This is a genomic window from Mesorhizobium sp. WSM4887 (genome assembly GCF_029625865.1).
Taxonomy (GTDB): Bacteria; Pseudomonadota; Alphaproteobacteria; order Rhizobiales; family Rhizobiaceae; genus Mesorhizobium.
Genome location: NZ_JARTVP010000002.1, coordinates 631,236 through 656,920 on the forward strand (window position 1 = coordinate 631,236; position 25,685 = coordinate 656,920).

Annotated in this window: 23 protein-coding genes and 1 pseudogene; 10 read left to right on the top strand and 14 right to left on the bottom strand. The window is 63.2% G+C overall.

Features of this window, described 5'->3' with window-relative positions; translation table 11 throughout:
• Positions 1-35 precede the first annotated feature (35 nt).
• Together P9230_RS11505 and P9230_RS11510 are read right to left on the bottom strand one after the other, a co-directional pair.
• Positions 36-551 carry a GNAT family N-acetyltransferase gene (locus tag P9230_RS11505; RefSeq protein ID WP_128203360.1) on the bottom strand — a complete coding sequence of 172 codons (516 nt, stop codon included), beginning with the start codon at positions 549-551 and terminating at the stop codon, positions 36-38.
• A gap of 36 nt (positions 552-587) precedes the next feature.
• The gene (locus P9230_RS11510) at positions 588-1,235 is read right to left on the bottom strand and encodes a helix-turn-helix domain-containing protein (protein WP_278119022.1); all 648 of its coding nucleotides are present in this window, start codon (positions 1,233-1,235) and stop codon (positions 588-590) included.
• A gap of 231 nt (positions 1,236-1,466) precedes the next feature.
• Here P9230_RS11510 and P9230_RS11515 point away from each other — a divergent pair, with 231 nt between their 5' ends.
• The 3 genes from P9230_RS11515 to P9230_RS11525 all read left to right on the top strand — a co-directional run bounded on the left by P9230_RS11515 (position 1,467) and on the right by P9230_RS11525 (position 3,315).
• Positions 1,467-1,640: a hypothetical protein gene (locus P9230_RS11515; protein ID WP_278119025.1), complete on the top strand. Its 174-nt coding sequence runs from the start codon at positions 1,467-1,469 to the stop codon at positions 1,638-1,640.
• An 84-nt stretch (positions 1,641-1,724) separates the two neighbouring features.
• Entirely contained in the window at positions 1,725-2,708 is a 984-nt protein-coding gene (locus P9230_RS11520) for a zinc-dependent alcohol dehydrogenase family protein (protein ID WP_278119027.1), read from the top strand.
• Positions 2,709-2,826: 118 nt separating this feature from the next.
• Positions 2,827-3,315, top strand: a complete 489-nt coding sequence (locus P9230_RS11525) for a plastocyanin/azurin family copper-binding protein (protein WP_278119030.1) — start codon at positions 2,827-2,829, stop codon at positions 3,313-3,315.
• Positions 3,316-3,465: 150 nt separating this feature from the next.
• Here P9230_RS11525 and P9230_RS11530 read toward each other — a convergent pair whose 3' ends face one another.
• From P9230_RS11530 to P9230_RS11550, 5 genes are all read right to left on the bottom strand, one after another.
• Positions 3,466-4,056: an NAD(P)H-dependent oxidoreductase gene (locus P9230_RS11530; RefSeq protein WP_278119032.1), complete on the bottom strand. Its 591-nt coding sequence runs from the start codon at positions 4,054-4,056 to the stop codon at positions 3,466-3,468.
• 27 nt (positions 4,057-4,083) lie between these two features.
• Positions 4,084-4,470 carry a hypothetical protein gene (locus P9230_RS11535; protein WP_278119034.1) on the bottom strand — a complete coding sequence of 129 codons (387 nt, stop codon included), beginning with the start codon at positions 4,468-4,470 and terminating at the stop codon, positions 4,084-4,086.
• Between the two features lie 82 nt (positions 4,471-4,552).
• Positions 4,553-5,002 (bottom strand): thioredoxin TrxC, encoded by a 450-nt coding sequence (gene trxC, locus P9230_RS11540; RefSeq protein ID WP_278119036.1) that lies wholly within the window; start codon positions 5,000-5,002, stop codon positions 4,553-4,555.
• Positions 5,003-5,017: 15 nt separating this feature from the next.
• Positions 5,018-6,877 carry a heavy metal translocating P-type ATPase gene (locus tag P9230_RS11545; RefSeq protein ID WP_278119038.1) on the bottom strand — a complete coding sequence of 620 codons (1,860 nt, stop codon included), beginning with the start codon at positions 6,875-6,877 and terminating at the stop codon, positions 5,018-5,020.
• 11 nt (positions 6,878-6,888) lie between these two features.
• The gene (locus tag P9230_RS11550) at positions 6,889-7,275 is read right to left on the bottom strand and encodes a DUF302 domain-containing protein (protein ID WP_278119040.1); all 387 of its coding nucleotides are present in this window, start codon (positions 7,273-7,275) and stop codon (positions 6,889-6,891) included.
• Positions 7,276-7,424: 149 nt separating this feature from the next.
• Between P9230_RS11550 and P9230_RS11555 the strand changes: the two genes are divergently transcribed.
• Positions 7,425-10,106, top strand: a complete 2,682-nt coding sequence (locus P9230_RS11555) for a bifunctional acetate--CoA ligase family protein/GNAT family N-acetyltransferase (protein WP_278119042.1) — start codon at positions 7,425-7,427, stop codon at positions 10,104-10,106.
• Between the two features lie 15 nt (positions 10,107-10,121).
• Here the strand turns inward: P9230_RS11555 and P9230_RS11560 are convergent, their stop codons facing one another.
• The 3 genes from P9230_RS11560 to P9230_RS11570 all read right to left on the bottom strand — a co-directional run bounded on the left by P9230_RS11560 (position 10,122) and on the right by P9230_RS11570 (position 12,383).
• Positions 10,122-11,678 carry a bifunctional aminoglycoside phosphotransferase/ATP-binding protein gene (locus P9230_RS11560; RefSeq protein ID WP_278119044.1) on the bottom strand — a complete coding sequence of 519 codons (1,557 nt, stop codon included), beginning with the start codon at positions 11,676-11,678 and terminating at the stop codon, positions 10,122-10,124.
• 57 nt (positions 11,679-11,735) lie between these two features.
• The gene (locus tag P9230_RS11565; RefSeq protein ID WP_278119046.1) at positions 11,736-12,134 is read right to left on the bottom strand and encodes a cytochrome c; all 399 of its coding nucleotides are present in this window, start codon (positions 12,132-12,134) and stop codon (positions 11,736-11,738) included.
• 63 nt (positions 12,135-12,197) lie between these two features.
• Positions 12,198-12,383: a hypothetical protein gene (locus P9230_RS11570; RefSeq protein WP_278119490.1), complete on the bottom strand. Its 186-nt coding sequence runs from the start codon at positions 12,381-12,383 to the stop codon at positions 12,198-12,200.
• 96 nt (positions 12,384-12,479) lie between these two features.
• Between P9230_RS11570 and P9230_RS11575 the strand changes: the two genes are divergently transcribed.
• Positions 12,480-13,124 carry a universal stress protein gene (locus tag P9230_RS11575; protein ID WP_347403995.1) on the top strand — a complete coding sequence of 215 codons (645 nt, stop codon included), beginning with the start codon at positions 12,480-12,482 and terminating at the stop codon, positions 13,122-13,124.
• Here the strand turns inward: P9230_RS11575 and P9230_RS11580 are convergent.
• Positions 13,111-13,449 (bottom strand): hypothetical protein, encoded by a 339-nt coding sequence (locus P9230_RS11580; RefSeq protein WP_278119048.1) that lies wholly within the window; start codon positions 13,447-13,449, stop codon positions 13,111-13,113. The two genes, P9230_RS11575 and P9230_RS11580, sit on opposite strands and share 14 nt — an antisense overlap.
• A 136-nt stretch (positions 13,450-13,585) precedes the next feature.
• Between P9230_RS11580 and P9230_RS11585 the strand changes: the two genes are divergently transcribed.
• From P9230_RS11585 to P9230_RS11595, 3 genes are read left to right on the top strand one after another with little or no spacing between them, the layout of a single operon-like run.
• Positions 13,586-14,707 (top strand): HlyD family efflux transporter periplasmic adaptor subunit, encoded by a 1,122-nt coding sequence (locus P9230_RS11585; protein ID WP_278119050.1) that lies wholly within the window; start codon positions 13,586-13,588, stop codon positions 14,705-14,707.
• Positions 14,691-17,423, top strand: a complete 2,733-nt coding sequence (gene rbbA / locus P9230_RS11590; RefSeq protein WP_278119052.1) for a ribosome-associated ATPase/putative transporter RbbA — start codon at positions 14,691-14,693, stop codon at positions 17,421-17,423. Before P9230_RS11585 ends, rbbA begins: the two co-directional genes overlap by 17 nt.
• A 4-nt stretch (positions 17,424-17,427) precedes the next feature.
• Positions 17,428-18,552, top strand: coding sequence for an ABC transporter permease (locus P9230_RS11595; protein WP_278119055.1), 1,125 nt, complete (start codon positions 17,428-17,430; stop codon positions 18,550-18,552).
• A gap of 1,037 nt (positions 18,553-19,589) precedes the next feature.
• Here the strand turns inward: P9230_RS11595 and P9230_RS11600 are convergent.
• Positions 19,590-19,864, bottom strand: a pseudogene (locus tag P9230_RS11600) (ABC transporter ATP-binding protein); the annotation flags it as partial.
• Positions 19,865-20,347: 483 nt separating this feature from the next.
• Between P9230_RS11600 and P9230_RS11605 the strand changes: the two are divergent.
• Positions 20,348-20,602 carry a DUF768 domain-containing protein gene (locus P9230_RS11605; protein WP_067327302.1) on the top strand — a complete coding sequence of 85 codons (255 nt, stop codon included), beginning with the start codon at positions 20,348-20,350 and terminating at the stop codon, positions 20,600-20,602.
• Between the two features lie 44 nt (positions 20,603-20,646).
• On the opposite strand, the gene P9230_RS11610 is transcribed toward P9230_RS11605, so the two are convergent.
• Complete coding sequence (locus P9230_RS11610; RefSeq protein ID WP_095826924.1) at positions 20,647-21,765, bottom strand: P1 family peptidase; 1,119 nt, start codon at positions 21,763-21,765, stop codon at positions 20,647-20,649.
• Position 21,766: 1 nt separating this feature from the next.
• Positions 21,767-23,332 (bottom strand): exodeoxyribonuclease VII large subunit, encoded by a 1,566-nt coding sequence (xseA, locus tag P9230_RS11615; RefSeq protein WP_278119057.1) that lies wholly within the window; start codon positions 23,330-23,332, stop codon positions 21,767-21,769.
• Between the two features lie 122 nt (positions 23,333-23,454).
• Between xseA and P9230_RS11620 the strand changes: the two genes are divergently transcribed.
• Positions 23,455-25,683 (top strand): EAL domain-containing protein, encoded by a 2,229-nt coding sequence (locus tag P9230_RS11620; protein ID WP_278119059.1) that lies wholly within the window; start codon positions 23,455-23,457, stop codon positions 25,681-25,683.
• The last annotated feature ends 2 nt before the right edge of the window (positions 25,684-25,685 follow it).

A 25,685-nucleotide genomic window follows, 5' to 3' on the forward strand; every position in this document is an offset into this window, starting at 1 on the left:
CGGGCAATATCATCAAAACGAATGCGACCCGGACCTTAGCCCGGCAACTTGGCGCCGAGCTTCCGCTGGACCAGGACAAGCGTCGGGTCGTCGGGATCCGTCGCGACAGTGAAGCCCATCTCGCGCTCGAGTTCGATCGCCGCGCGGTTCTCGCGGTTCTCGATCGACTCGATGGTCTCGATGTCATGGTCGTCGGCGTAACGCGCTATATAGCCGAGAAACTCCCAGCCGACGCCGAGATGCTTGCGATCCTCGCGGATGCAAATGGCGACTTCGCCGCGACGGTCGGCCGGATCGGCTGCGAGCGTCGCCACCGCTATCAGCATTCCGTCGGTCGAAAAGGCGAGGAAGTTATGGATGTGCGGATCGTCGGAACGGGTCATCGCAACCAGCCGCTCATGCGACACTTCCCGCACGGCGCCGAGAAAACGGAAGCGCAGATCCTCTGGCGTCACATGTTTGAAGAACTCGGCGACGAGTGGCTCGTCATCAGACCGGGCGCGCCGCACTTCGAACCGAAATCCGGTGTGCGTGATGAGCGTGCTCTTCATTGTCGTCCCTTTCAGGATTGAATTGGCTAGAATGGCTCATTCCCCCATCGCCAGCAGCGTGTCTCGCTTGAGGATCTCGATGCTGCGCAGGCTGAGCAGACGGATCACGCCCTTCTCCTTCAGGCGGGTGAAGACTCGCGAGACGGTTTCGATCGTGAGGCCGAGATAGTCGCCGATGTCGTTGCGCGACATCGGCAACTCCACCTGCCTCAACCCGCCTTGGCGCTCCGACATTTCGACGAGGAATGCCGCGACGCGCTCGATGGCGTTCTGGCGGCCAAGCACCAGGAGATGTTCCTGCGCCCGGGTCAGGCCTTTGAGGGCGAGAGGCAGGAGCTGGCGGGACATGTCCATGCCCGAGGGAGTGCGATAGACCCGGACGCCAGTTGCGTTGATCGCTTCGGCGAAGAAGTGATGGGTAGTGTCGGCCTCGAAGCCGAATGTCTCTCCCACCAGATGGAACGCGCTGATCTGCCTGCGGCCGTCGGCAAGCAGGCGGTAGACGCGGACCGCGCCGAACTCGACCTGGTAGAGAGCGCCCGCCTTTTCGCCCTGGGCATAAATCTCGACGCCTGCCGGGAAGAAGCTGACCGGCTGTACGATCGCTCCCTCGAAGACGGACGAGGATTTATGCTGCGGCAAATAGGACGGCAGTTCGATCTTGGCGGAGGCTTGAGCGTACATGGCTGTGGTCCCAGTGAATTTGTGACAACAGCAATCGCGCAAATCCTGGCACGCCGAAATTCGGTTATGTCCCTACGGGAAAATACCTAGAGCCGAGCTCGAGAGCATCCGGTCGATCCAGGTCTTGCCGTACTAATTGCGCTTACGGTGATTGACCGCGATCAAGGCCGGCATGCCTTGGCACGGCAATTATTGAGGCAGAACCAACCATCCAACCAAGGGAATTTGGTCATGACCTCCGACACCGTCGAAATTTGGGCTGGGATACTCGGCCTGGCCTACCTCGCCGCCTTGGGCTTTTATTTCGAAATGCTGTCCGCTCAGAAGCGCATGCGCGTTGCAGCGAGCTACGTCTTCGGCCGCCACGCGCGGTCGCACGCGCTGAAGGGCAGGCATCCGCGATAGGACTGTTCCACATCGGGCTGTGCACTCCCGATTTTTGCGAACACGGAACGATCCGTCCCAATCATTTCCGGACCGAGGTGCGTCATGAAGGCAATGGTGCTGGAGAGGCCCGGCACTCCCTTGAAGGCCATCGATCGCCCCGACCCGACGCCGAAAGCGGGCGAGATAAGGCTCAGGGTCGAAGCCTGCGCCGTCTGCCGGACCGACCTGCATGTCGTCGACGGCGATCTGCCGCGGCCGAAGTTGCCGCTTGTCCCCGGCCACGAGATCGTCGGCATCGTCGACCTCGTTGGCGAGGGCGTGTCACAGTCCCGGCTTGGCCAGAGAGTAGGCGTCCCTTGGCTGGGACATACTTGCGGGCACTGCCCTTACTGTGTCGCCGGCGCCGAGAATCTTTGCGATCTGCCTTTTTTCACCGGCTACACACGTGACGGCGGCTTCGCCAGTCATGTGGTTGCCGACGAGCATCTCGCCTTCGAGCTCGATGCCACGGCGGACCCGGTGTCGCTGGCGCCACTCCTATGCGCAGGGCTGATCGGCTGGCGCTGCCTCAAGAAGGCGGGCGCTGGCAAGCGGCTGGGTATCTACGGCTTCGGCGCCGCCGCGCATATCGTCACGCAAGTGGCGGTCTGGCAGGGACGTCAGATCTTCGCCTTCACGCGACCTGGCGACGCTCAGGCACAGGAATTCGCGCGCTCGCTGGGCGTCGTCTGGGCAGGATCGTCCGAAGAACTGCCCGCCGCCGAGCTTGACGCGGCGATCATCTTCGCCCCGGTCGGCGACCTGGTGCCGGCGGCGTTGCGGGCGGTACGCAAGGGCGGACGCGTGGTTTGCGGCGGTATCCACATGAGCGACATCCCGTCGATGCCCTACCGACTTCTCTGGGAAGAAAGAGAGTTGGTGTCGGTTGCCAATCTTACTCGCCGCGACGCGGAGGAGTTCTTTCCGATAGCGAAGCGCGCGCAGGTGCGTACGCACACAAAGGTCTATCCGCTGGCGCAGGCCAACCAGGCGCTCGACGATTTGCGTATGGGCAGACTCAGCGGCGCCGCTGTTCTGGTGCCGTGACACCGCCGATGAGTTGTCCGTGTGTCAGTTTGATTTGGCGCAAGGATAGCGGTGGCCGCGCGAGCAATATGCATCGGAAATGTAAACGGTTGCGCTTTCAAACTGATGGAGGATCACTATGAAGACCATTTCCAGGCTGGGATTTGGCGCCGCCATGCTCATCGCCGCCAGTACCGGTTCGGTCTGGGCTGCTTCGCGTGTCCAGGTCTCCCTTTGGGATAAGGGGGCAAGTACGGAGATGCCAATGGGCCTCGCCTATGCGACGCCAGGACTGGACATGACAAAAGCCACCATGGGCATAAAGGTTTCACCGGATGCGGTGAAAGCCGGAAAGGTCACCTTCAAAGTGAAGAACGATTCCAAGGATACTATTCACGAAATGATCGTGATGTTCCTTGCCGAACCGAAGAAGCCCCTTCCTTACATTGACGCCGAGAAACGTGTCGACGAAGACAAGTCGGGCGACAAGGGCGAGGTTTCGGAGCTCGATCCCGGCAAATCTGGTTCGTTGACCGTCGATCTGAAAGCAGGCAAATACCTGCTCATCTGTAACGTGCCAGGCCACTACGGCGCCGGCATGTGGGCCGAATTTACAGTCAATCCATAGGCTGGCCGACCGGAATCCGAGACTGTCGCAGCTTGAGCTTGCAGGTTCGACAGTTTGCCGAAATCTAGGCACCCATACCGAGGTTGATGGGTCCGGTGTTGTTTGCCGCGCCGGCAATATAAATTGCCATCCGAGTTCCACGTCAGCGTCTCAGAGGCATCGCTGACCGAGCTCACGCATTTGCCTGATCCACTTTGCGCGTGTCGTGTCGCTGGCACTCGCGACCATGCCGAACAAGGTTTCGCTCACCGGTCTGATGCCGACAAAGTTGAGAATGCCGCGGCGCATGCCGGCAATCCCGTGGCTGAGGAACCAGATCCGGTAGACGGTCGCGGGCATTCCCATCGTCACGATCAGCCTGGCTGAGCGGCCCCGTAGCAGGGATTTGGCGAACCCTTCGCCTTTGGCAGGGTAGGCGAACGCCGTTCCCGGTCGCATCACCTGTTCGAGGAAAGCCTTCAGCATGGCCGGCACTGTGCCCAGCCAAAGCGGGAAGACAAAGACGAAATGCTCTGCCCAGACGACCGCCTCGGCGGCTTCCTTGAGACTGTCGGGGATCGCTCCGTGCTCGAACTCCTGCATCGTCCGAAGGAGCGGAATATCCAGCAAGGCCAGATCAATCCTGCGCACGACATGGCCAGCGCGTTCAGCGCCTTCGGCATATGCGGAGGCCAAGGCCCGGCACAGCCGCTCCGGGGACGGATCGGGGTGGCCGATGACAATGAGGATACGGCGAGGCACTGCTTGGCTCCTACCAGCCGGGACCTGCTAGGGCCGTTCCACGCGGGCGACCTGGTAAGTGTGCATGGCCCCGTTGCGCCTTATCGAGACATACTCGCCGGTCACGAAGCATTCGTCGTCGAGGTGAAACCCGGCCTCGTCGTCACGGTCGCCCTCGGTATAGTCGAAATACCACTGCCCGCCGGGTTTGCGGCGCAAGCGGCCGATGAGATCGTCTTCGCCGGCTCGGAAATGGCGGACGCGGCAGAGCGCCTGGTGTGATTTCCATTCCTTGGCGTCCAGCCGTCCTTCGTCCGTGAGCGGTGCCAGCACATCGTAGCCTTCCTCCCGGTCGCCTTCCGGATGGCCTTTTTCGCGAGCGAGAAGCAGGCGGATATTTCTGAATTTCGGCGTGAGGTCGTGCAATGTGGTCATGGCAAACTCCTTCGAGGCCATTCCTATCGCAGCGTCCGAGCGGGGCCTTGATCAAGGTCAAATGGCCTGGCTTCGTGAAAGGTCAGCTCGTGCCTGTCGCAATATGCTCGCGAATCCAGCCAACGATTTGGCCGGCGCTCATCGCGCCCGAGATTCGCGCTATTTCCTTCTGACGATAAAACAAGATCATCGTCGGGATGCCGCGAATACTCAGCCTCGCCGCGATAGCCTGCTCTTTGTCGGAATTCAGCTTTACCAGCCGAACGTGCGGCTCAAGGGCCTTGGCGGCGGCTTCATAGGCCGGCGCCATCATCTTGCAGGGACCGCACCAAGGAGCCCAGACGTCCACCAGGACGGGCAGGCTGCCACGCCCGACCTGGCGATCGAAGTTTGCCCCATCGATGTCCTGCGGTAATCCCGAAAATAGCAGCGCACCGCACTTTCCACATTTCGCGTCGGTGCCATTCCGGCTGCGCGGCATTCGGTTGACCACCCCGCATTTGGTGCAAACCACCAGATTCTCCTGCGACATGACCTTTCGGCGCTCCTATTTTCGACTGTGCTCCAAGCGCCCCTCGCCAAGCGCACGCAGCGCATTGAGGATGACGGCGACATCTATTCCCTCCTGAAGCAATGCGCCTGCCACTGGCGTCAAGTGCCCCATGGCGGCCGCGATCATGGCCGCTCCCGAGAGCGCTAGCCCAACGATGATGCTCTGCAGGGCGATGCCGCGCGTGCGCCTGGCGATCCGCAATGCTTCCGCGACCGGCTGCAGGCTATCGGTCAGCACGACAACATCGGCGGCTTCCGATGAGGCGGTCCCGCCGCGAGCTCCCAGCGCGACGCCAACGGTCGCTGCGGCCAGCGCAGGAGCATCGTTGATGCCGTCGCCGACCATCATCGTCGGCGCCGTCGCTTTCTCAGCCTCGACCGTTCCGACCTTGTCCGCCGGCGTGGCATCGGCAAACACGGCGTCGAGTTTGAGCGAGGCGGAGATCTTTTCAGCGGCCGCGCCATCGTCGCCGGTGAGCATGATTATCCGGGTCACGCCTGCCGAACGCAAAGCGCCAACCGTTTCGACAGCATCCTCGCGTATGGCGTCTCCGAATGTGAAGATACCGGCAAGTCGGCCGTCCAAAGTCACGAACACCCTCAGCACTTGCGCGCTTCGGTGCCGTTTTTCTCCAGTTTCCGCCCATCTCGGCAGCGGTTCGCCCCCAAGAACAAGTGGCCTCGACCCGGCGGCGACGGAGATCCCATCCACCAGACCCTTGAGGCCTTCTCCGCGATGCTCACGGACATCGCAAGGTTGGGAAAGTGTCAGCTTTCTATGGTGGGCGATGCGAACGATCGAATCCGCAAGGACATGGTGGGAGGCCTGTTCGAGCGAGGCCAGCCGCCGCAGCACTTCGTCGGTTTGCTGGCCTGGAGCGACGTCGATCTCGATCAACTCGGCACCGCCGAGCGTCAAAGTTCCGGTCTTGTCGAAGATTGCGGTGCGTATCTGGGCGAGCGCCTCGAGCGCCGCACTGCCTTTCATAAGAATGCCGGCGCGGGCAGCGCGCGATACGCCCCCGATGAACGCAACCGGCGCCGCGAGGATCAACGGACAGGGCGTGGCGACCACCAGAACCGCGAGCCCGCGGATCGGGTCACCCGAAAGTCGCCAGGCGATGCCGGCGAGCAGCAGCGTGACCGGAAGCAAAAGCAGCGCGAAGCGATCAGCCATACGTATGAACGGCGCCTTGGCCGTTTGCGCGGCCGCGACCATGCGCACGATCGCGGCGTAAGTGCTGTTGTCGGCAATAGCCGAGGCCCGCATGACAAAGGCCTCACCGGCATTGACCGTGCCGCTGCGCAATGCGTCGCCGGTGCCGCGACGCTCCGGCAGGGGCTCGCCGGTGACGGTCGATTCATCCAACACGGCCGAAGCGTCGAGCAGGATTCCGTCGACCGGCAGCAACTCGCCGGCACGCACCAGAAGCTCGTCGCCGACCGCCACTTGCTCGATAGGAACCGTCTCGGTGCCCTGTGCGGATTTACGATGCGCGATGCGCGGCGCCCTATCGGTCAGCGCCCTGAGATTGCGTTCGGCCCTGCCGCGCGCAAAGTCTTCCAGCACCGTGCCGCCGGCATACATGATGGCGACAACCACCGCCGCCAGAGCTTGCCCCAAGAGCAGCGCCGCCGACATCGAAACCAGCGCGATCGCGTCGACGCCGATCCGGCCGATCCAGAAATCGCGCAAGATGGAGATGGCGAGCACGACAACGACCGGCAGGGTTGCCGCTGTCCAGATTGTGTCGGGCGAGAGGGGGCCAGCACCGCTTCGCCACACGCCCAACCCAAGTGCCAGACCCGTTATGGCGATGAGCAGCAGTGCGTGCCGTAGTGCGGATTCGTCCATGCCGTCAGCCGTCAAAGTTCGCTGATCAATTCCTGCAGCAACAACCGGACATCCTTTGCTGTTGCGGCAAGTGCCGGATTTTCGATGGCACCCATCGCCGCTGCCGGATCGACTGCGGCAATCTCGACTTTGCCTGGCGAGATCTCGGTGACAATCACGTTGCAAGGCAGCATTGCGCCGATCTTGTCCTCGGCCTGCAGCGCCCGCCATGCGAAATGCGGATTACAGGCGCCGAGGATCATGTAGGGCTTGAAGTCGACGCCCAGCCTGACCTTCATCGTATGCTGGACATCGATCCGCATTAGGATGCCGAAGCCCTTGCCGGCAAGCTTTTTGGTGACATGTTCGATCGCCGCGGCGAACGGCATGTCGAGGCTTTTGCTGAAATAGTAATCCATCGGATTCTCCTTCGACGGATGCCATCGCCCGTAGAGCAGGTTGGTCGCAGCGTCGCTTTAGCTAGCCTCAGGGTGCCGGTGACGCTTTGATCCAGCGCAATGAATGCTCGCCGCCTTCGGTGAATGTGGCGGCAAGGAGTTTTCCTGGGATGACGATCCGAAATCTTGAATACGCAGTCTCACCGAAGTCCGTCGCTGTCGTCGGCGCGACCGAACGCGCTGGTTCGGTCGGTCGTGTCGTCTTCGACAACATCGTCGTCGGCGGTTTCGAGGGAGAGATTTGGCCGGTCAATCCAAAACACTCGCAGGTGGCCGGCCGCCGTTGCTACGGCAGGGTTGCCGACCTGCCGGGCATTCCCGATCTGGCGGTGATCGTTACCCCTCCTAACGCCGTCCCCGGCATCGTGCGCGAGCTGGGTGAGAAGGGAACACGAGTGGCCGTCGTCGTCACCGCGGGGCTCAATCACGGGAACGGTCTGCGCCAGGCGATGCTCGATGCCGCCAAGCCATCGCTCATGCGCATCATCGGGCCGAACACAGTTGGGTTGATGGTTCCCCCGGCGAAGCTCAACGCAAGTTTTGCCCACATGGCGGCTCGACCGGGGAACATCGCGTTGATCTCGCAGTCCGGCGCGATCGCGACGTCGCTGATTGACTGGGCAGCCGAGAACAATGTCGGCTTTTCCCGGATCATCTCGCTTGGCGACGTGGTGGACGTCGACGTCGGCGACTGCCTCGACATGCTGGCGGGCGATTTCCACACGCGAGCCATCGTCATGTATCTCGAAACGATACCCAATCCGCGCAAGTTCATGTCGGCCGCCCGGGCGGCGGCGCGCCTCAAACCGGTCATCGCAATCAAGCCTGGCAGGCACGAACAGGCTGCCAGGGCGGCGGCGACACACACAGGCGCGCTTTCGGGCGCGGAAAGGATTGTGGACGCCGCCTTACGCAGGGCAGGGGTGCTGCGCGTCAATGATCTCGCCGAGCTGCTCGACGCGGCCGAGACGATCGCGCGCCACGCTCCGCTCGAGCGGGCACGCGTCGGCATCGTCACCAACGGCGGCGGCGCCGGCGTTCTTGCCGTCGACAAGCTCGTCGATCGTGGCGGCGAGCTGGCTGAACTTGCGCCTTCGACGCTCACACGGCTCGACCATGTGCTGCCGCCAACCTGGTCGCATGCGAACCCGATCGACATCGTGGGGGACGCGGCGCCGGAGCGCTACGGGATGGCGCTCGAAGCCTTGGCGGCGGATCCGGGGACGGACGTCATCCTGGTGATGAACTGTCCCACTGGGCTCGGTTCTTCGGCAAACGCGGCCAGGAAGGTGGCCGAGCTTGGCGACGAGGGCGAGATCGGAGGAAAGCCGCTCCTTGCGTGCTGGCTTGGCGAGCATACCGCGCGAGAGGGCAGGCGCGTCCTGACGGAAGCCGGTATCGCCTGCTTCGAGACGCCAGAGGACGCCGCGGTCGCGGCGTCCTATCTCAGCGAATGGTCGCAGGCTCAGCGGGCGCTCCTGCGGACGCCCTCGAGCCAGGGTGATGACCGGGTCGACGGCAAGGCCGCCGCGCATGCGATTTTCCGGCAGGTGGCAAGCGAAGGGCGGCGCATGCTGACGGAGCCGGAAGCAAAAGCGGCGATCGCCGCCTACGGGATTCCGGTGCCGCGAACCATTGTCGCCGGGTCCGTCGCGGAAGTGACGCAGGCAGCTGGCGAGCTCCTCGAAAGCTCGGAGAGAGTGGTCGTCAAATTGCTGTCGAAGGTGGTCTCACACAAGTCGGACGTTGGTGGCGTGGTTCTCGACATTGCCACTCCAGAGAAGGCCGCGGAGGCCGCGCGGTCGATCGAGACACGCTTGCGCGCAAAGGCGGCGGGGTCGAAGCCGGACGGCTACACCGTGCAAGCAATGGTCGCGCGCAAGCATGCGCAGGAACTCATTTTGGGCATGAGCGTGGACCCGATGTTCGGGCCGGTCATCCTGTTCGGGGCCGGCGGCACAGCTGTCGAGGTTGTGAACGACACCGCGATCGCTCTGCCGCCGCTTGACGACGTGCTGGCGGCGGACGCGATCGACGCGACCAGGATAGGCCGCCTGCTTGCCGGCTATCGCGATCGCAGGCCAGCCGATCGAGCCGCGATTATCGCCGCGCTGAACGGCCTGTCGCAAATGATCGTCGACTTTCCGTGCCTGGTGTCCCTCGACATCAACCCGCTGCTGGCAGACGCAGGGGGTGTGATTGCGCTCGACGCCCGCATCGAAATCGACCCGCGCCGGCTGGATGAAGCGGCGCCGAATCCGGCTCTTGTGATAAGACCCTATCCGTCGGGATGGAGCCGCGATTTTCACTCCGACGGCCTTTCCTTCCACATCCGACCGATCATGCCGGCGGACGTAGCGCTCTATCCCGCGTTCCTGGCCAAGATTTCGCCCGATGACCTGCGGTTACGGTTCCTGTCACTCCGGAAAAACTTTCCGGATCAGATGCTGAAGCGGCTCACCCAGCTGGATTATGACCGCGATATCGCCTTCGTCGCGCTGGAAAAGGACACCGGAGCGCTGGCCGGAATCGGTCGGCTTTCCTGCGACCCCGATCACAGGACCGGCGAATATGCCTTGCTCGTGCGGTCGGATCTGCAGGGCCATGGCCTCGGATGGGACTTGCTGAAACAGCTCATCGCCTATGCCAGGGCGGAAGGCATCGCCCGCATCGAGGGCACAGTCCTCAATGAAAATAGCAAGATGCTCAAAATGTGCCGGGAGTTCGGCTTCTCGGTTGCACATCACGCCGACGAGCCGGGCCTGTCCCTAGCGACGCTGGAGGTCGGCTAGGCGGCAGTGTCTATTTCATCCTGTCTTTCTGAGGCTGTCTGCCGTTGAAGCCGTGCCTTCGATCAACGCCACCATCTCGGCAGTGATTTCGGCTACCTTGCGGTCCGCCTCGATCTTGCGCCACGTCGATGCACCGGCATCACGCTGCAATTGCCGCGACAGGATGTCGACCGTGGCATCCGACGGGCCGCCCTTGCGCTCGCTGACCCGGCGCCAAAGCACGGACGGATCGGCCGCCAGCCAAAATCCCGCAAACGGAGCATTCGCCTCGCTCGCGGCGCGCTCGATCCTGTCGCGATCCGCCGGTTTGTCGAATACGGCGTCGGCGACCACGGTGCCTCCTTCGGCCAGGATCAACTCCGAACGCCAGGCGATCTGGCGATAGACCCGTTCCGACACGCCGGGCCGATAGGCCTTGTCCGGCAGCTTCGTTTCGGCGGGCACGCCATGCATGGCCTTGCGGATGCGGTCGCTCTCCACGATCCGGGCGCCAGGCGGCGCGCCGATCCGCGGTGCAAGCGCTTCGGCGACCGTCGTCTTGCCCGAGCCGCTCAGACCGCCGATCGCGACGAGCCGAGGCGGCGTTTCGACGAGCAAAGCCTGCGCTAGTTCGAAATAGGATCGCGCTTCGGCGACCAGCCTTGCCGAGTCCTGGCTGCCCTCCTCGACCTGCGTCGCGGTCACGTGAGCGCGCACCGCCGCCCGCACCGCCATCAAGAACGGCAGCAGGACGAAGCCGTCCTCGTCGTCGGCCTCGTCGAGGTAGCGATTCATCACCAGATTGGCGAACTCCGGAAAACCGCGATGCCACAGGTCCATCAGCAGGAATGCGAGATCGTAGAGGACATCGACGGTGGCGATCTGATCGTTGAACTCGATGCAATCGAACAGGCGAGGCTCGCCGTCGAAGACGCAGATGTTGCGCAGATGCAGGTCGCCATGGCAGCGGCGGACCCGGCCCGCCGCCTCACGCCGGTCAAGCAGGCCGGCATGACGGGCCAGGGCGGCGCCAAACGCCGCGTTGAGCGCTTCAATCTCCGTTTCATCGAACACGTGGCTTGTCGCAAATCCGGCCGAATTGATTTCAAGCACGCCGCCTATGTTCGCCGATCCGCCGGCGGCATGGACCACGTCGACGCCGCGGTGGTATTGCGCAATCATGCGTGCCACGCCCGTCATCAACGCGGGGGTCAACGTCCCGGCAGTGGCCATACGATCGAGGAGGTTCGACTGATCGAAGCGAACCATCTCGATAACGGCGTCGACCAGTTCGCCCGATCCATCCAGGGCAAGCCTATCTCCTTGGCGCGTGATGCGGTGGACACCGAGATAGAGACCGGGAGCCGTGCTGGAGTTCAACTCCACTTCCTTTTCGCACGCGGTGACCCGCAATGCCGGCGTCGAGAAATCGACATAGGGCAGCTTCACCGCGCGCTTCATCTTGAATGCGCGTTGGCCGACAAGGAATATCCGGGAGATGTGGGTTTCGATCGTCTCGACCGGACCTGCGTCGCCATAGGTAGCGGGGTCCTTCAGCATGTCGACCACGGTGTCCTGGTTCTCGGTGATCATTGCTTGCGTCCTTGGTTGCAGCATCGGTCGGTCTTGCCGACTGAAGCCCGAGTTTTGCTAACGTTGAAGCGTCTGAACGTAACCGACGAGATTCTGGATGCGTTCCGTGGTCACGGCTTCCCCACCGTACGGGCCGTACCGCCTCACATCGTCAGGCAGGAACTGGTCGCCCCAGACGGGCATCTCGCGCTCGCCGTGTTCCGGTATCAGGCCACGGCCGTCGATCGTTGCGTAGACCCGCCAATAGGGGAACTCCCCGCCATTGCGCTTCTTGAGCGTTGTCAGATCCGCGGGGCGCTTCCTCAACAGGTCCGCCATAGGTCCGTCGCCCTTGCCGTCCACACCGTGGCAGACCGCGCAGGAATTCAGAAATTCCTGTTGCCCATTGCTCATCTGCTGCGCCGCCGCCGCGTTCAGGGGCAGCGCCAAGAGACCTATCGTCGTCCAGAATCTCATCGATCCGCCTCCAGCCATCAAAGTCAGGCTAAAGCGTGCGGCGTGCGCGCACGTTGACCGGGATCAATCCTGCGAAAGGATGATTTGATTCAACGCAAGGACGATTCCGCTCGATCCGCTACGGCTATGTCTCTCGGACAAGGAGTCGCCGCCATGACATTCAAGACATTGCTCACGGTCACAGGGCCTGATCAGGGAGACGATGATCTGCGTCTTGCCGCCGGTCTCTGCGAAGAAATCGATGCCCATCTCTCCGTGCTTGTTCTGGTCATCGCTGCGCCTCCTTCGGGCGGGGAATATGCAGCGGTCGTCTCGCCGGCCTGGCTCGCGGAGCGCGAAGCCGAAATGGAGATGCTGGAGAGGCGCAACTCGACGGTCTCCAAAATGCTTTCGGAAAGCGGCGTATCGGCCGACCTCAGCAGCGACTACCCGGAGCAGTCCTGGGCGGATGAAGTCATCGGTCGGCGCGCCCGTTACGCCGACCTTACGATTGTCGGGCCGGAAATGCTCGCAAGCCATTTGCTCAAGGAAAAGGTGGTTGCGGGCGGACTGTTTTCATCAGGGAGGCCGATCCTGCTGGTCCCCGAGGGAGCGCGCGCTACGTTGAAACCGAAACGCGTCCTTGTCGCGTGGGACGCCAGCCTGGAGGCGTCGCGTGCTGTGCGAGAGTCGCTCGACATCCTGTCCGGCGCCGATGAAGTGCACGTCGTCATGATCGACCCCGTCGAGGATGAACGGCACCACGGCGCTGAACCCGGGGCGGACGTGGCGACCTATCTCTCCCGCCATGGCGTGAAGGTAACCGTGGATCGCTTGCCGAGTTCGAACCATTCAATCGCCGATATTCTTCGTCAGCACGCGGTCGACATTGGCGCCGAGCTTATGATCATGGGCGCTTACGGCCATTCCCGGCTGCGCGAGAGGATTTTCGGCGGCGTGACAAGGTCGATGATCGAGGACTCGGGACTGCCAATCATCATGGCTCGTTGAAGAGCGGCAGCGTGTAAGGGGACATTTCGTATCGCGCCGTCGGGATGGCGGCCGATTGGGGGGAAATTCGCCACCGGGGGCCGCCTTCGCCCACAACGAACATACGGCTGGATACCTCTGTGGCAACCTGCTCCAGGCCGATCACCTCGAAGCCGGTCTTGATGCTCTCGGCCTGTCTCGCTCCGACTGAACCGAACTCGATGCGTATCAAGGAACGAAGCTCTCGACCGCACTGATCCTCCGATGCAAACGCGAAGGACAGTAGGCGTGATTGGCCGTAGGTCATCGGCCGGGACGGCAGGGCGGTGGCCGAGGTCAGGGACATTTCGCACTCGCTGGGGCGCCGGGCTGATGCGGATCATGCCTTTTGACGCAGATCAACGCTCGCCCGCCGCATCCGAACGAGGGTAACAACAAGGCACTGGCGCCCGTCGTCTTCTCTCGTGATTAGGAATCGACGAATGTCCAATTCAAAGGTCATCGATAGGGGCACCGAGTTGCTGCCCTCGAATCATGGTTCGGCGAGCCGAATGCTTGTGCCGAGCCAGCCTGAGCTCGGCCTCCAGGAGGTCGCCCCTGCCACCGTGAAACGGCGCCGTCGGCTTTGGCTCGCGCTGGCGCTGGTTGTGCTCGCAGGCGCGACGACAGGCGGATATTGGTGGTTGCGTGCCCTGCCCGGACTGCCCGCCGGGATCGTCTTCGGCAACGGCAGGGTCGAGGCAGACGAGATCGACATCGCGGCCAAGTTCAGCGGTCGCATCGCCGCACTTCTCGTTGATGAGGGAGATGTCGTTCGCGCCGGCCAGGTGGTCGCGCGGATGGACACGCAAGACCTTGAGATGTCACTCCGCAAAGCCGAGGCACAGGTGCTTGGGGCCAATCGGATGCTTGACGAGGCGCATGCCGGCGTCGAGCAGCAGCAAGCGCAGGCTAAGCTCGCCGAGCAGCAACTCGCCCGGGCGATCGTTCTTGTCGATAAGGGGTATGCGACAGCCGAGATTCTCGACCAGCGCCAGCAGCAGATGAGCGCTGCCAATGCCGCGCTTGCTGCAGCCAATGCGCGAGTCGGGCAGGCCGAACAGACGCTGGCTGCCGCCAGCCACGATGTCGACCTCTATCGGATCAACATCGCCGATAATTCGCTCGTGGCCCCTCGCGACGGCCGCGTTCAATATCGCCTCGCCAATATCGGCGAGGTGATCGGCGCCGGTGGCAAGGTCTTGACCATGATCGACACCGGCTATGTCTATATGGACATTTTCCTGCCCACGGCGGAAGCCGGTCGCACGACTGTAGGCAGCGCTGCGCGCATCGTGCTTGACGCTGCGCCCGCATCGCCAATTCCGGCCAAGGTCGTCTTTGTTTCCGGGGAGGCGCAGTTCACGCCGAAGGCGGTGGAGACCAAGGCGGAACGTGACAAGCTGATGTTCCGGGTCCGCGTCCGCGTTGACCCCGACTATCTGCGAATTCATGCCGCGGAGATGAGTTCGGGGCTCCCCGGGCTCGCCTATGTACACCTCGACGGCAGTGCAGAGTGGCCGACCTCTCTCATATCGGGGCGGACGGATGAGTCATCCCGCTAGCGTCATCGCCATCGAGGGGCTCTCTCACTCCTACGCTCGCACTCTCGCGCTCGACGACGTGACGCTCAGGGTCCCGACAGGTGCGCTCATCGGTTTGATCGGCCCGGACGGCGTTGGCAAGTCGACACTGCTCAGCCTGACCGCCGGGGCCAAACGCATTCAGACAGGCCGCGTGGAGGTTTTCGGCCGTGATATGGCCGACCGGCACCATCGTTCTGCTGTGTGCCCACGCATCGCATTTCTACCGCAGGGTCTAGGCAAGAACCTTTACCCCGATCTCAACGTTCGAGAGAATATCGATTTCTTCGGACGCCTTTTCGGCGAGCCGGCGGGCGAGCGCGCGGAGCGCATTGACGCGCTGCTCGAGGCGACCGGCCTGGCGCCCTTTCCCGACCGCCCGGCCCGAAAACTCTCAGGCGGCATGCGGCAAAAGCTCGGCCTTTGCTGCGCGCTCGTTCACGACCCTGACCTGCTCATTCTCGACGAGCCAACCACCGGCGTGGACCCGCTGTCGCGCCGGCAATTCTGGGAGCTGATCGAACGCATGCGAGCGAGGCGAGCCGGCATGAGCGTGGTCGTAGCCACCGCCTATATGGAGGAGGCGGAGCGCTTCGATGAGCTCATCGCGATGAATGCCGGGCGGATCCTCGCTTCGGCCACGCCAGCTGAACTGAAGCAGCTGACCGGGCAGGGGACTTTGGAGGAAAGCTTTATTGCGCTCTTGCCCGAGGCGGTTCTCGCCGGGCGTCGCGCGCTCTCCATTCCGCCGCGTCCATCGGGCGAACACGAGGCGGTCATCATCGCTCATGGCCTCACTCGGCGCTTCGGCAAATTCGTAGCGGTCGATGGCGTGAGCTTCGCCATCGAACGCGGCGAGATCTTCGGCTTCCTCGGCTCGAATGGCTGCGGCAAGACCACTACGATGAAGATGCTGACCGGGCTGCTGCCGGCTTCCGACGGCAAGGCCTGGCTGTTGGGGCAGCCGATCGATGCCACCAACATGCGCCTGCGTAGGCGTGTTGGCTACATGTCCCAGTCTTTCTCGCTCTACACCGAGTTGACCGTCAGGCAGAACCTCGATCTGCATGCCCGTCTCTTCCATATCGCCGCCGACAAGGCGAAATCGCGCATTGCTGCGCTCATCGAGCGGTTCGGCTTCGGCCCCTATGTGGACCAGCGCGCATCGCAACTGCCCCTGGGCATCCGTCAGCGGCTCTCGCTCGCCGTTGCCGTGGTGCACGAGCCGGAACTCCTTATCCTCGACGAGCCCACTTCGGGAGTTGATCCGCTTGCCCGCGACAGCTTCTGGGAGCTTCTCGTCGAACTTTCGCGGCGGCAAGGCGTTACCATCTTCGTTTCGACCCATTTCATGAACGAAGCGGCGCGTTGCGATCGCGTCGCACTCATGCATGGCGGCAGGGTGGTGGCCGCCGGGACGCCCACCGAGTTGGCCCAAGCCAAGGGTGCAGCCGATCTGGAGGAAGCCTTCGTTGCCTATCTCCAGTCGGTAGGCGGCGAAAGCTCCAGCCCGGTCGGCAGCCCACCCGAGCCTGAGCGCGCCGCCATCTCCGCGTCCGCTCGCGTGCCACCGCGGGCCGGCTTCAGCCTGGGACGACTTTTCGCTTATTCGTGGCGCGAGGCGCTGGAGCTTTGGCGCGACCCAGTGCGGCTCGGTTTTGCCCTCCTCGGCACGGCGTTTCTCATGGTTGTCTTCGGGCTCGGCATCAATACCGATGTCAATCAGGTGACTTTCGCCGCCCTGGACCGCGACAACACACCCGAAAGTCGAGCCTACCTGCAGGAGTTTCGCGGATCGCCCTATTTTGCGGAACGGAAAACACTGGCCAGCTACGACGATCTTGATCGGGCGCTGCGCAGCGCTGCTTTCGCGCTGGCCATAGAAGTACCGCCCGACTTCGGCCGGGACATCCGACGCGGAGCGGCGCCGGAGATTGGTGCCTGGGTCGACGGTGCCATGCCGTTCCGTGCCGAAACGGTCCGCGGCTACCTCACTGGCCTGCATCAGCAATACGTCGCCGATCTCGCGGCCAAGGAGGGCAGTCGGCCAGTGCCGCCGGTCGTTGAGACTCGATTTGTCTACAACCAGGATTTCAAGAGCATCTTCGCCATGGTGCCGGGAACGATCGCGATGCTGCTCGCATTCATGCCTGCAATGCTGATGGCTGTTGGAGTCGTTAGGGAGAAGGAGCTGGGTTCGATCGTCAATCTCTACGTCACTCCCGTGACGCGTCTCGAATTTCTCCTGGGCAAGCAACTGCCCTACGTCATCCTTTGCCTGATCAGCTTTCTCACCCTCGTCGTAATGGCCGTTTTCCTGTTCGGCGTGACGCTGAAAGGAAGCTTTTGGGTGCTGCTTCTCGGCGCGTTACTATACGTGACGGCGATGACCGGTTACGGCTTGGTGATTTCGGCATTCACGCGAACCCAGATTGCCGCGCTTTTCGTTGCGGGGATCATGACGTCGCTGCCCGCCGTACAGTTCTCCGGCATGCTGGCGCCCGTCTCCTCGCTGGCGGGTTTTCCGGCGCTTATCGCCCATACCTTCCCGGCAATGTATTTCCTGCGCATCTCGGTCGGCACCTTCACCAAGGCCCTCGGCTTCCAGGAACTCGCCGGAAGCCTGTTGGCGCTCGCGGTCTTCATCCCGATCCTCATCTTGATCAGCCTGGCGTTCCTGCGCTGCCAGGAGCTGTGATGCCATGGAGCACCTGGCAAACATCTTCTGGCTCGGCACCAAGGAGCTGCGCAGCTTCTCGCGCGATTTCGTGCTCTTTGGCTTCGTCATCTACTCTTTCACCTTGGCGGTCTACGCGCAGGCCGAAAGCCCTGCGCAGGAGGCCCACAACTCTGCCGTCGCCATCGTCGACGAGGACCATTCGGCGCTCTCCCGCGCGATTGCCGCGGCTCTGCTGCCGCCCTATTTCAGCTCCCCGACAGAGGCGGTCGCCGGTCAGGTCGACGAGCTGATGGACACGGCCCGCAGCACGTTCGTCCTCGATATTCCACCGCATTTCGAGCGCGACATCCTGTCGGGTCGCCAACCGGTCGTCCAGGTCAATGTCGACGCCACCGCCATGATGCAGGCAGGCATTGGTGCCGGCTATCTGCAGCAGATCATCGCTCACGAAATCGCTCGCTCCGCCAGGGGTGCCGAGCGTCCGAAGGCCGAACCAGTGGATCTTGCTGTCCGCGTCGCCTTCAATCCGAATCTCACCACGCAACTCTTCAATGCGGTCATGGCCATCATCGGCAACGTCAACATGCTGGCCATCATACTTGCAGGCGCGGCAATCATCCGCGAACGGGAGCACGGCACGATGGATCACCTGCTGATCATGCCGCTCACGCCTTTTGAGATCGCGGCTGCCAAGGTGTGGGCGAACGGCCTGGTGATCACCGTCGCGGTCGGCCTGTCACTGTGGCTGGTGATAGAGAGGCTGCTCGGAATTTGGATCGTCGGCTCCATTCCACTCTTCATGGCGGGCGTCACGATCTATTTGTTCTTCGCAACCGCCATCGGCATCTTCCTGGGCACGGTGGCTCGCTCGATGCCGCAGCTTGGGCTCCTGTTCGTCCTTGTCGCCCTGCCAATGAACATCCTGTCCGGTGGCAACACGCCGCTCGACAGCATGCCGGCGTTCTTACGAACGGTGATGGAGCTGTCGCCCTCGACCCATTTCGTAAGCTTCGCGCAGGCTATCCTTTATCGAGGCGCCGGCATTGACGTGGTCTGGCCGCAGTTTGCTCTCGTCGGGCTCGTAGGCGGTGTGTTTTTCGCCCTCTCCATCATGCGTTTCCGCAAGATCAGCGCCGCAATGATGTGAAGTCGGCGCAGCCGCGCCAGCATATGATGTTCAATTCCCTTGGTCAGGTTAGGCAAGCACGTGAAAAGATGGAGGCCGGACTACGACCCGATTCAGTTGCGACCGGTCGTTCGCTTGCCAAGAATTTGAGCCGCTTCGTGAGCGCGAGGCTTTGCTGCGAGAGTTGAGCATCCCCGTGACTGCAATGGCGTTAGCGGTCACGCCTGGCGGCGACGAAATGGTCCGTGATGCCATGGGCGGGCTCGAAGCTGCCGGTCCGTTGTCGGCCCCAAAGAGGACATTGCTCCTTTGCCCCGCAAGCCACACATATTGACCGGTGTCGTTGTGCGATTAGAAACGGACTCTCAGGAACTCAGAATTGGCAGCAGGATAGACGAGCCGAGCGGGAGACTGGTTCAGCCCTCGATAGGTCGATCCTAAGCTAATAGCGACCGCATCGCCGCCTCGGCGGAGCCAATGTTGACTGTTCGAGGCAGGCGCCTCGAAACAGCTATCCATTCGGCGCTCCTCGCCGGGGGCCGTCGGTCCCGCGTCCCGCCGTTGGCGGCGCTATGCTGACGCTCCTACGGCTGCCCTCTTAACCGGTCTCGTCGCCGCAGTCGGTCCCGCGTCCCGGCCAGAAGGCCGGCGCAAGTGCTGACGCTCCTACGGCTGCCTTGTTCTTTTGTCAGCCGCTGCGCGCCTGCGAAAAGCCAGCGCGAATTGCAGTTCCCATAATCCTGATGGGCTTCCCTGCAAAAGTAGAATGGCTTCTGAGTCGACATTCGACGAGGACGTCTCTATATACCGCCTGCCCTAGCGCAGGCTGGGGCGCGTTGTGCTACATTTTGTGACACCTATTGTGATACAAATGCGCTGTCGAAATTGAAAAAATCAAGTAAAAACAATAGCGTACGTATTGCAGCGATCCCAGCCAACGGTACCATCGATTTCCTGGCGGTCACGTCGCTTTTCCGGCCGCCGCGTCCCATTCCTCTATTGGGTGACGAAGCATCGCCGGGCGACGAAGGGCAGCTCAGGCTGAGCAGCCCGCGCATCTCGCAGAAGGCCAGGCGCAGCTCATAGCCGGTCTGATGGCCGACGGCCTCGTTCTGCGCCATCGTGAAAAGACCTGCACGACACTGACTGCAAGCAGTGTCAGGGCCGTGTTCCGAGGCGCCTGTTCGGCAGCCGTCCCGCCGCCCGCAACCATCACGCCCTGCGCCTGGTCGATGGCGCGCCGCAACGAATGTGGAATGAGAAGCTGCAGCGTCGCGGCAACGAAAGTCGAGGCGATGGTCATCGCCACCTGCCAAGTATGGCGCAGCGTCATGCCCAGATGCGCAGCAGGGGTGCCGAGACCTTTCCCCGAAGGCTGTCCGCCACCTGCCTGACGCGGCGGAAAGAAGCAGGCACGACGATCAGAGTCGACATTGTATGGGGATATCACTATATAGCGGCGGCTTTCGGTTTCTCGCACCTTGGCTGCGCCCGCGAGATCGCCGTAAATGCGTGGTGTTGTGACGGAAATCGGTCTGAAAAACCGGAAGAAAGCAAGTAAAAACAACAGAGCGGATCTTTGACGGTCCTGGCCAAAGCATCATCCTCAACAATCTGAACGTGTCCCTCGAACCTTTCCAGTCCTTCGGCTCCGCGGACCCTGGGCAAGACATCTTGTCCCATGGGCAAGGCATCTTGTCCCATTGGCAAGACGTCTTGCCGGCAGAGGCCGACTCGGCTCGAATGGGCCTGCGTCCCGTGGCGGGACGCGAGCGTTCATGACTACCAACCGGCATTGCCGCTAGGGAAAAGCAGTATGAGTGAACATGCGATCGAGTTCTTGCGCGGATGGATTGGCGAAAAGGTCCAATGCCAGCATTCGCCGGTGAAGATCGACGAGCAGGCCGAAACTCTCGCCAAGGAGTGCTGCGCCAAGGCCGCCGAGGAAGGCATCCTTCTGGAAGACATCCAGGAAGAGGTCGGCGACATCCAGGAACTGATCGCTTCGCGCCTTGAGGAAGTCGCCGAGGAGAGCGAGCAACAGACGACGTCGGACAAGCCGTCCGAATAAGATACCGCGAGGGCGGTTTGTCTGACCTCAGCCGGGCGACCGGCTTAGTTGAAATTGTCCTTCAGCCACACCTTTGGCAGCGCCGGCACGAAGTTACCGTCGCGTCCGGTCATATCCTCGTTGGCGACGAGCGCGTTGAGGATCGCCTCCTCCACCCCTTGCACCACAGCATCGAAGAACGGGTCGATATCGACATCGGGAATGAACTCCGCGCGGGCGACGCGGCCTGAAGCCGCCAGCGCGGCCTCGCGATTGGCGGTCGAAAAGGCAAGAAAGATATCGCCCGAGCTGTGGTAGCCGTAGCCGCCGGCCAGGGCGATGCCGAGCGGCACGCGCCTGGCGAGGCGCTTCATCTGGTGCGGCAGGAATGGCGCATCCGTAGCGACGACGGCGATGATCGAGCCCTTTTCGGCGCGCGGCGTGCCTTCGCGGATCGCCGGCTCGGTGAGTTCCGGCCCGACGTGCCGGCCGCGAATGGTGAAGTTGCGCCGCTTGCCGAAATTCGCCTGCACGAACACGCCGAGCGTGTAACTTCTGTCTTGCCATTCGACGATGCGCGAGGCGGTGCCTGACCCGGCCTTGAAGCCGAACGAGATCATGCCGGTGCCGCCGCCGACGCTTCCTTCCTCGATCGCGCCGTCCGTCGCGCCGTCGAGCGCCGAGGCGACATGCTCGAAGCTCACATGGTGGCCGTTGATGTCGTTGAGGAAGCCGTCATAGGTCTCCGCCGCCACCGGCAGGCCCCAGGCGCTGTCGAGCGCCGCCGGCAGCACCCGGCTCATCCAACGCAGCGTTCCGTCGCGGGTAAGGCCGCAGGAATGGGTGTTGGTGATGGTAACCGGCAGGTTGAAGGCGCCGGTCTCCTCGATGATATGCGTGCCGGTCAGCTCGCCATTGCCGTTCTGGCTGAACACGCCGGCAAACACCGGCGTCGCCAGTTCGCCGACAGGTCTCGGCAGGATCGCAGTCACGCCGGTGCGCACGGGTCCTATCCCGACTTGCAGCGGGCCCCCGCCAGCAATCAGCGTCGTATAGCCGACCGCGACGCCCGGCACGTCGGTGATGGCGTTGAAGCGGCCGGGCGTGCCGTCCAGTGCGATGTTGAACGAGCGCAGGCGCGGCTTGCCCGACGGCGTGCGCAGATGCGGGTCGCTCCTGCTCATTTCAGAACAACGAGCCCTGATTGCCCGGCTCCTTGGCCTTGCCCGAGGGCTTGGCGGCCAGCTTCGGCCGCGCGCCGCCGCTGGTGGCGATGGCCTCTGCATTGCCGTCGGCGAACTCCAGCTGCAGCGCCGCACCCGGCGCCAGCTCCGCGACGCGCTTGACGACGGTCCCATCGGCGTCCTTGACCAGCGCGAATCCGCGCGCCAGCACGGCCTTGTGCGACAGCGTGGTGAGCAGCCGGTCGGCCTGGGTAAGAGCGGCACGCAGGCGGTCAAGCCGCCGCGCCATCGCCTGCTCCTGGCGGCGGGTCAGTCCGGCCAGCGTGTCGGCCTGCAGCTTCTGGCGCCTGACGACCGGCGCCGGCGACAGCCTTGCCGAGTTGCGCTGAAAGCGCGCCCGGCCTTGCCGCACGATTGCGAAGAACGCGGCCCGCGCGCGGGCGATGTCGCGGCCTGTCAGCCTGCGCGTCTCATTGAGGCGACGCGACAAGGTGGCCGGCGTCAGCCGCTGCCGCTCCAGCCTTGCGCGCTTGCGTTCGATGCTCACCGTCAGCCCGCGGCCGAGCCGGCTCGTCGCCTCGTCGAAGCGCCTGCGCGGCAACGCCAGCAGCTGGTCGGGTGAGGGGAGCGCCCGCGCCGCGGCGCGCACCGCCTGGCGCTTGCGATCCAGGTGCCGCGAGGTGCAGGCACTAAGCCGCGCGCCGAGATTTGCCAGTGTCGCTTCGAGCTCCGCCTTGACCGGCACTGCCATCTCGGCGGCGCCAGTCGGCGTCGGCGCCCGCATATCGGCGACGAAATCGACCAACGTCCAATCGGTCTCGTGTCCGACGGCCGAGATGATCGGAATGCGCGAGGCGGCGACGGCGCGCGCCAGCCCTTCGTCGTTGAAACCCCAAAGGTCCTCGAGGCTGCCGCCGCCGCGCGCCACGATCAGGAGATCGGGCTGGCGGATTGCGCCGTCCCAGGTCAGTGCGTTGAAGCCGTTGACGGCTGCGGTCACTTCCTTTGCGGTCGTGTCGCCCTGGACCCGGACCGGCCACACCAGCACAGTGAGCGGAAAACGGTCCTTGATGCGATGGATGATGTCGCGGATCACCGAGCCCGTGGGCGAGGTGACGACGCCGATGACGCGCGGCATGAATGGTAAGCGCCGCTTGCGGCCGGCATCGAACAGGCCTTCGGCCTGCAGCCGCCGCTTGCGCTCTTCCAGCAGCGCCATCAGCGCGCCGGCGCCGGCCGGCTCCAGATTGTCGATGACAATCTGGTAGTTGGATTTTCCGGGATAGGTCGTCAGCCTGCCGCTGGCGATCACTTCCATCCCTTCCTCGGGGCGGAATTTCAGCCGCGCCATCGTGGTCTTCCAGACCACGGCCTCGATCCGCGCACGGTCGTCCTTCAGCGCGAAATAGGCGTGTCCGGAGGAATGCGGGCCGCGGTAGCCGGAAATCTCGCCGCGCACCCGCACATTGCCGAAAGCATCCTCGACCGTGCGCTTCAACGCGCCGGAAATCTCGCTCACCGTATATTCGGTGGCATTGCTGCGTGATTCGGTTGCTGCTTCGCTCATGCTCTGATTGGGGAACGCTTATCGGGCGGCGTCAAGGCAGAGCTGAAATCTCGCTAATATTATAACGCGATCTTAAGCCCGATTTGCTTTGACTGGCGGTAGCAAGAGCCAGCCGGAAACACATGAGCGCAACCGCCAACACCAGACCTTTGACGCATCAGGTGACGCTGACCGTGCTGACGTTGGCGGTCTTCGCGCTGGCCATGGTCGTCGGCTTCGGTTTCTACGCGGCGGCCCAGGCTGACAACGCCTCGCTCGAACGGCAGAAGATATTCATCGACGAGGGTTTGAAGGACCAGATTGCGTCTGTTCAGCGTGAACAGGAAAGCGTTGCGGTCTGGGACGACGCGGTCGCCAATGTCAGGGCCGGCAATTGGACCTGGATCGAGGAGAACCTCAGCGTCTGGATGTATGCCTATTACGGTCACAACCGGGCCTACATTCTCGATGCCGCCAATCGTCCGGTCCATGCCATGCAGGAAGGTAAGGTGGTCGATGCGTCCGCCTATGGCGATGACGAGCCTGCCTTACAGCCATCCATCGAGAAGCTGCGCCGCATGTTGGCTGAGCCACAGAAGGCGGACGCTTCCGGCCAGCCGGCCAAGATGGTCGCGGAGGACCTTGTGTCGCTCCAGGGAAAACCGGCGATCCTGAGCGTCATGGCGCTGGTGCCGAGTACGGACCGGGTCACGCAGGCGCCCGGCACCGAATATCTGCACGTTTCGGTGGAGTTCATCAACGACGCGGTCATCGGCAAGATCGCCAAAAAATATCTGCTCGACGGCGCGCGTCTCGTGCCGCTGTCGCAATCGGTCGGAGCCGCTGCGGTGCCTCTGGTCGATTCCCGCGGTATCATCCTCGGTTATGTCGGCTGGGACCAGGAACGGCCAGGTCTCACGCTGGTGCGCAAGATGGCCCCGGCGCTGGCCTTGGCGCTGCTTGTCGCGGCCGGCGTTCTCGCGTTTCTGCTGCGCAGGCTCCGCCGCGCCTCGTCCGCGCTGCAGACAAGCCAGGACGAGGCGCAATATCTCGCATTCCACGACACGCTCACCGGCCTACCCAACCGGGCTTTGTTCGAGGACCGCTTGCGTCGGGCCCTGCTCAGGGCCAGCCAGGATATGGCGGTTCACGAGATGGGAAGGGTGGCGCTGCTTTATCTCGATCTCGACCGCTTCAAGCACATCAATGACACGCTCGGCCATCCGGTGGGCGATGAGCTTGTGCGTCAGACAGCGGCCAGGCTCCAGCACACCGTTCGCGAGGTGGACACCGTGGCGCGGCTGGGCGGCGACGAGTTCGCGCTGATCCTCGTCGACATCCGCGATATCCGTGCCGCCGAGGATATCGCCGAGCGGCTGCTGCAGAAGTTGCAGGAACCGTTCAAGCTCATGGAAGATCAGGTCTTCGTCAGCGCCTCGATCGGCATCGCGCTATCGGACGGCGGCGAAACGGATGCCGACGATCTGCTGCGCAAGGCCGACATCGCGCTTTACGAAGCCAAGAAGAACGGCCGGGGCCGGCACCAGGTCTTCGCCGGCGACATGGACGACCTGCTCTTGCGCAAGCGCACAGTCGAGACCGAGCTTCGCAAGGCTCTCGACGGCGGGACCAGCATCAGGCTCGCCTACCAGCCGGTGTTCGCGGCGAACGGCAAGACGATCCTCGGCGCGGAGGCGCTGATCCGCTGGGGGCATGACGTGCATGGCGCATTGCCGGCGGCGCAATTCATTGCCATCGCCGAAGAGCGCGGCATGATCGGCCAACTCGGCGCGTGGGTGCTGCAGGAGGCCTGCCGTTTCGCCGTGCGAACCGACCTGCCGTGGCTCGCCGTCAACGTATCACCGCTGCAGTTGCGCGACGCCGGCTTTCCCGAACAGGTCGCGTCGATCCTTGCCGACACCGGGCTGGCGCCGCAGCGCCTGCAGTTCGAGATCACCGAAAGCGTGCTTCTGGACAACAGCGATGCTTCGAGGGCGGCTCTGACCTCCTTGCGGCAGTTGGGCGTCGGCATCGTTCTGGACGATTTCGGGACCGGCTATTCATCGCTCAGCTACTTGCGTCGCCACGCCATCGATAAGCTCAAGATAGACCGCTCCTTCGTGCGGCTTCTCGATGGCGACGGCAACTCGGCCGCGATCGTCAAGGCCCTGATCGATCTTGCCATGGCGCTCGGGGTCGACGTCACCGCCGAGGGCGTGGAGACCGAGGCGCAGAAGATGCTGCTGGTCGCAATGGGCTGCCGGCAACTCCAGGGCTATTTCTTGTCGCCGCCGCTTGAGCCGGTCCAACTGCTCGGCCTTTCTGGCCTAGCTTCGCCGGACGAGATTCAGCCCGCCGCCGCTCGCGCCTGAAC

Bases quoted from the DNA above. Each gene is read 5' to 3' on its own strand.
- P9230_RS11505 (WP_128203360.1), bottom strand. From the start codon at position 551: ATGAAGAGCACGCTCATCACGCACACCGGATTTCGGTTCGAAGTGCGG.
- P9230_RS11510 (WP_278119022.1), bottom strand. From the start codon at position 1,235: ATGTACGCTCAAGCCTCCGCCAAGATCGAACTGCCGTCCTATTTGCCG.
- P9230_RS11515 (WP_278119025.1), top strand. From the start codon at position 1,467: ATGACCTCCGACACCGTCGAAATTTGGGCTGGGATACTCGGCCTGGCC.
- P9230_RS11520 (WP_278119027.1), top strand. From the start codon at position 1,725: ATGAAGGCAATGGTGCTGGAGAGGCCCGGCACTCCCTTGAAGGCCATC.
- P9230_RS11525 (WP_278119030.1), top strand. From the start codon at position 2,827: ATGAAGACCATTTCCAGGCTGGGATTTGGCGCCGCCATGCTCATCGCC.
- P9230_RS11535 (WP_278119034.1), bottom strand. From the start codon at position 4,470: ATGACCACATTGCACGACCTCACGCCGAAATTCAGAAATATCCGCCTG.
- trxC (WP_278119036.1), bottom strand. From the start codon at position 5,002: ATGTCGCAGGAGAATCTGGTGGTTTGCACCAAATGCGGGGTGGTCAAC.
- P9230_RS11545 (WP_278119038.1), bottom strand. From the start codon at position 6,877: ATGGACGAATCCGCACTACGGCACGCACTGCTGCTCATCGCCATAACG.
- P9230_RS11550 (WP_278119040.1), bottom strand. From the start codon at position 7,275: ATGGATTACTATTTCAGCAAAAGCCTCGACATGCCGTTCGCCGCGGCG.
- P9230_RS11555 (WP_278119042.1), top strand. From the start codon at position 7,425: ATGACGATCCGAAATCTTGAATACGCAGTCTCACCGAAGTCCGTCGCT.
- P9230_RS11560 (WP_278119044.1), bottom strand. From the start codon at position 11,678: ATGATCACCGAGAACCAGGACACCGTGGTCGACATGCTGAAGGACCCC.
- P9230_RS11565 (WP_278119046.1), bottom strand. From the start codon at position 12,134: ATGAGATTCTGGACGACGATAGGTCTCTTGGCGCTGCCCCTGAACGCG.
- P9230_RS11570 (WP_278119490.1), bottom strand. From the start codon at position 12,383: ATGGGCATCGATTTCTTCGCAGAGACCGGCGGCAAGACGCAGATCATC.
- P9230_RS11575 (WP_347403995.1), top strand. From the start codon at position 12,480: ATGGAGATGCTGGAGAGGCGCAACTCGACGGTCTCCAAAATGCTTTCG.
- P9230_RS11580 (WP_278119048.1), bottom strand. From the start codon at position 13,449: ATGTCCCTGACCTCGGCCACCGCCCTGCCGTCCCGGCCGATGACCTAC.
- P9230_RS11585 (WP_278119050.1), top strand. From the start codon at position 13,586: ATGTCCAATTCAAAGGTCATCGATAGGGGCACCGAGTTGCTGCCCTCG.
- rbbA (WP_278119052.1), top strand. From the start codon at position 14,691: ATGAGTCATCCCGCTAGCGTCATCGCCATCGAGGGGCTCTCTCACTCC.
- P9230_RS11595 (WP_278119055.1), top strand. From the start codon at position 17,428: ATGGAGCACCTGGCAAACATCTTCTGGCTCGGCACCAAGGAGCTGCGC.
- P9230_RS11605 (WP_067327302.1), top strand. From the start codon at position 20,348: ATGAGTGAACATGCGATCGAGTTCTTGCGCGGATGGATTGGCGAAAAG.
- P9230_RS11610 (WP_095826924.1), bottom strand. From the start codon at position 21,765: ATGAGCAGGAGCGACCCGCATCTGCGCACGCCGTCGGGCAAGCCGCGC.
- xseA (WP_278119057.1), bottom strand. From the start codon at position 23,332: ATGAGCGAAGCAGCAACCGAATCACGCAGCAATGCCACCGAATATACG.
- P9230_RS11620 (WP_278119059.1), top strand. From the start codon at position 23,455: ATGAGCGCAACCGCCAACACCAGACCTTTGACGCATCAGGTGACGCTG.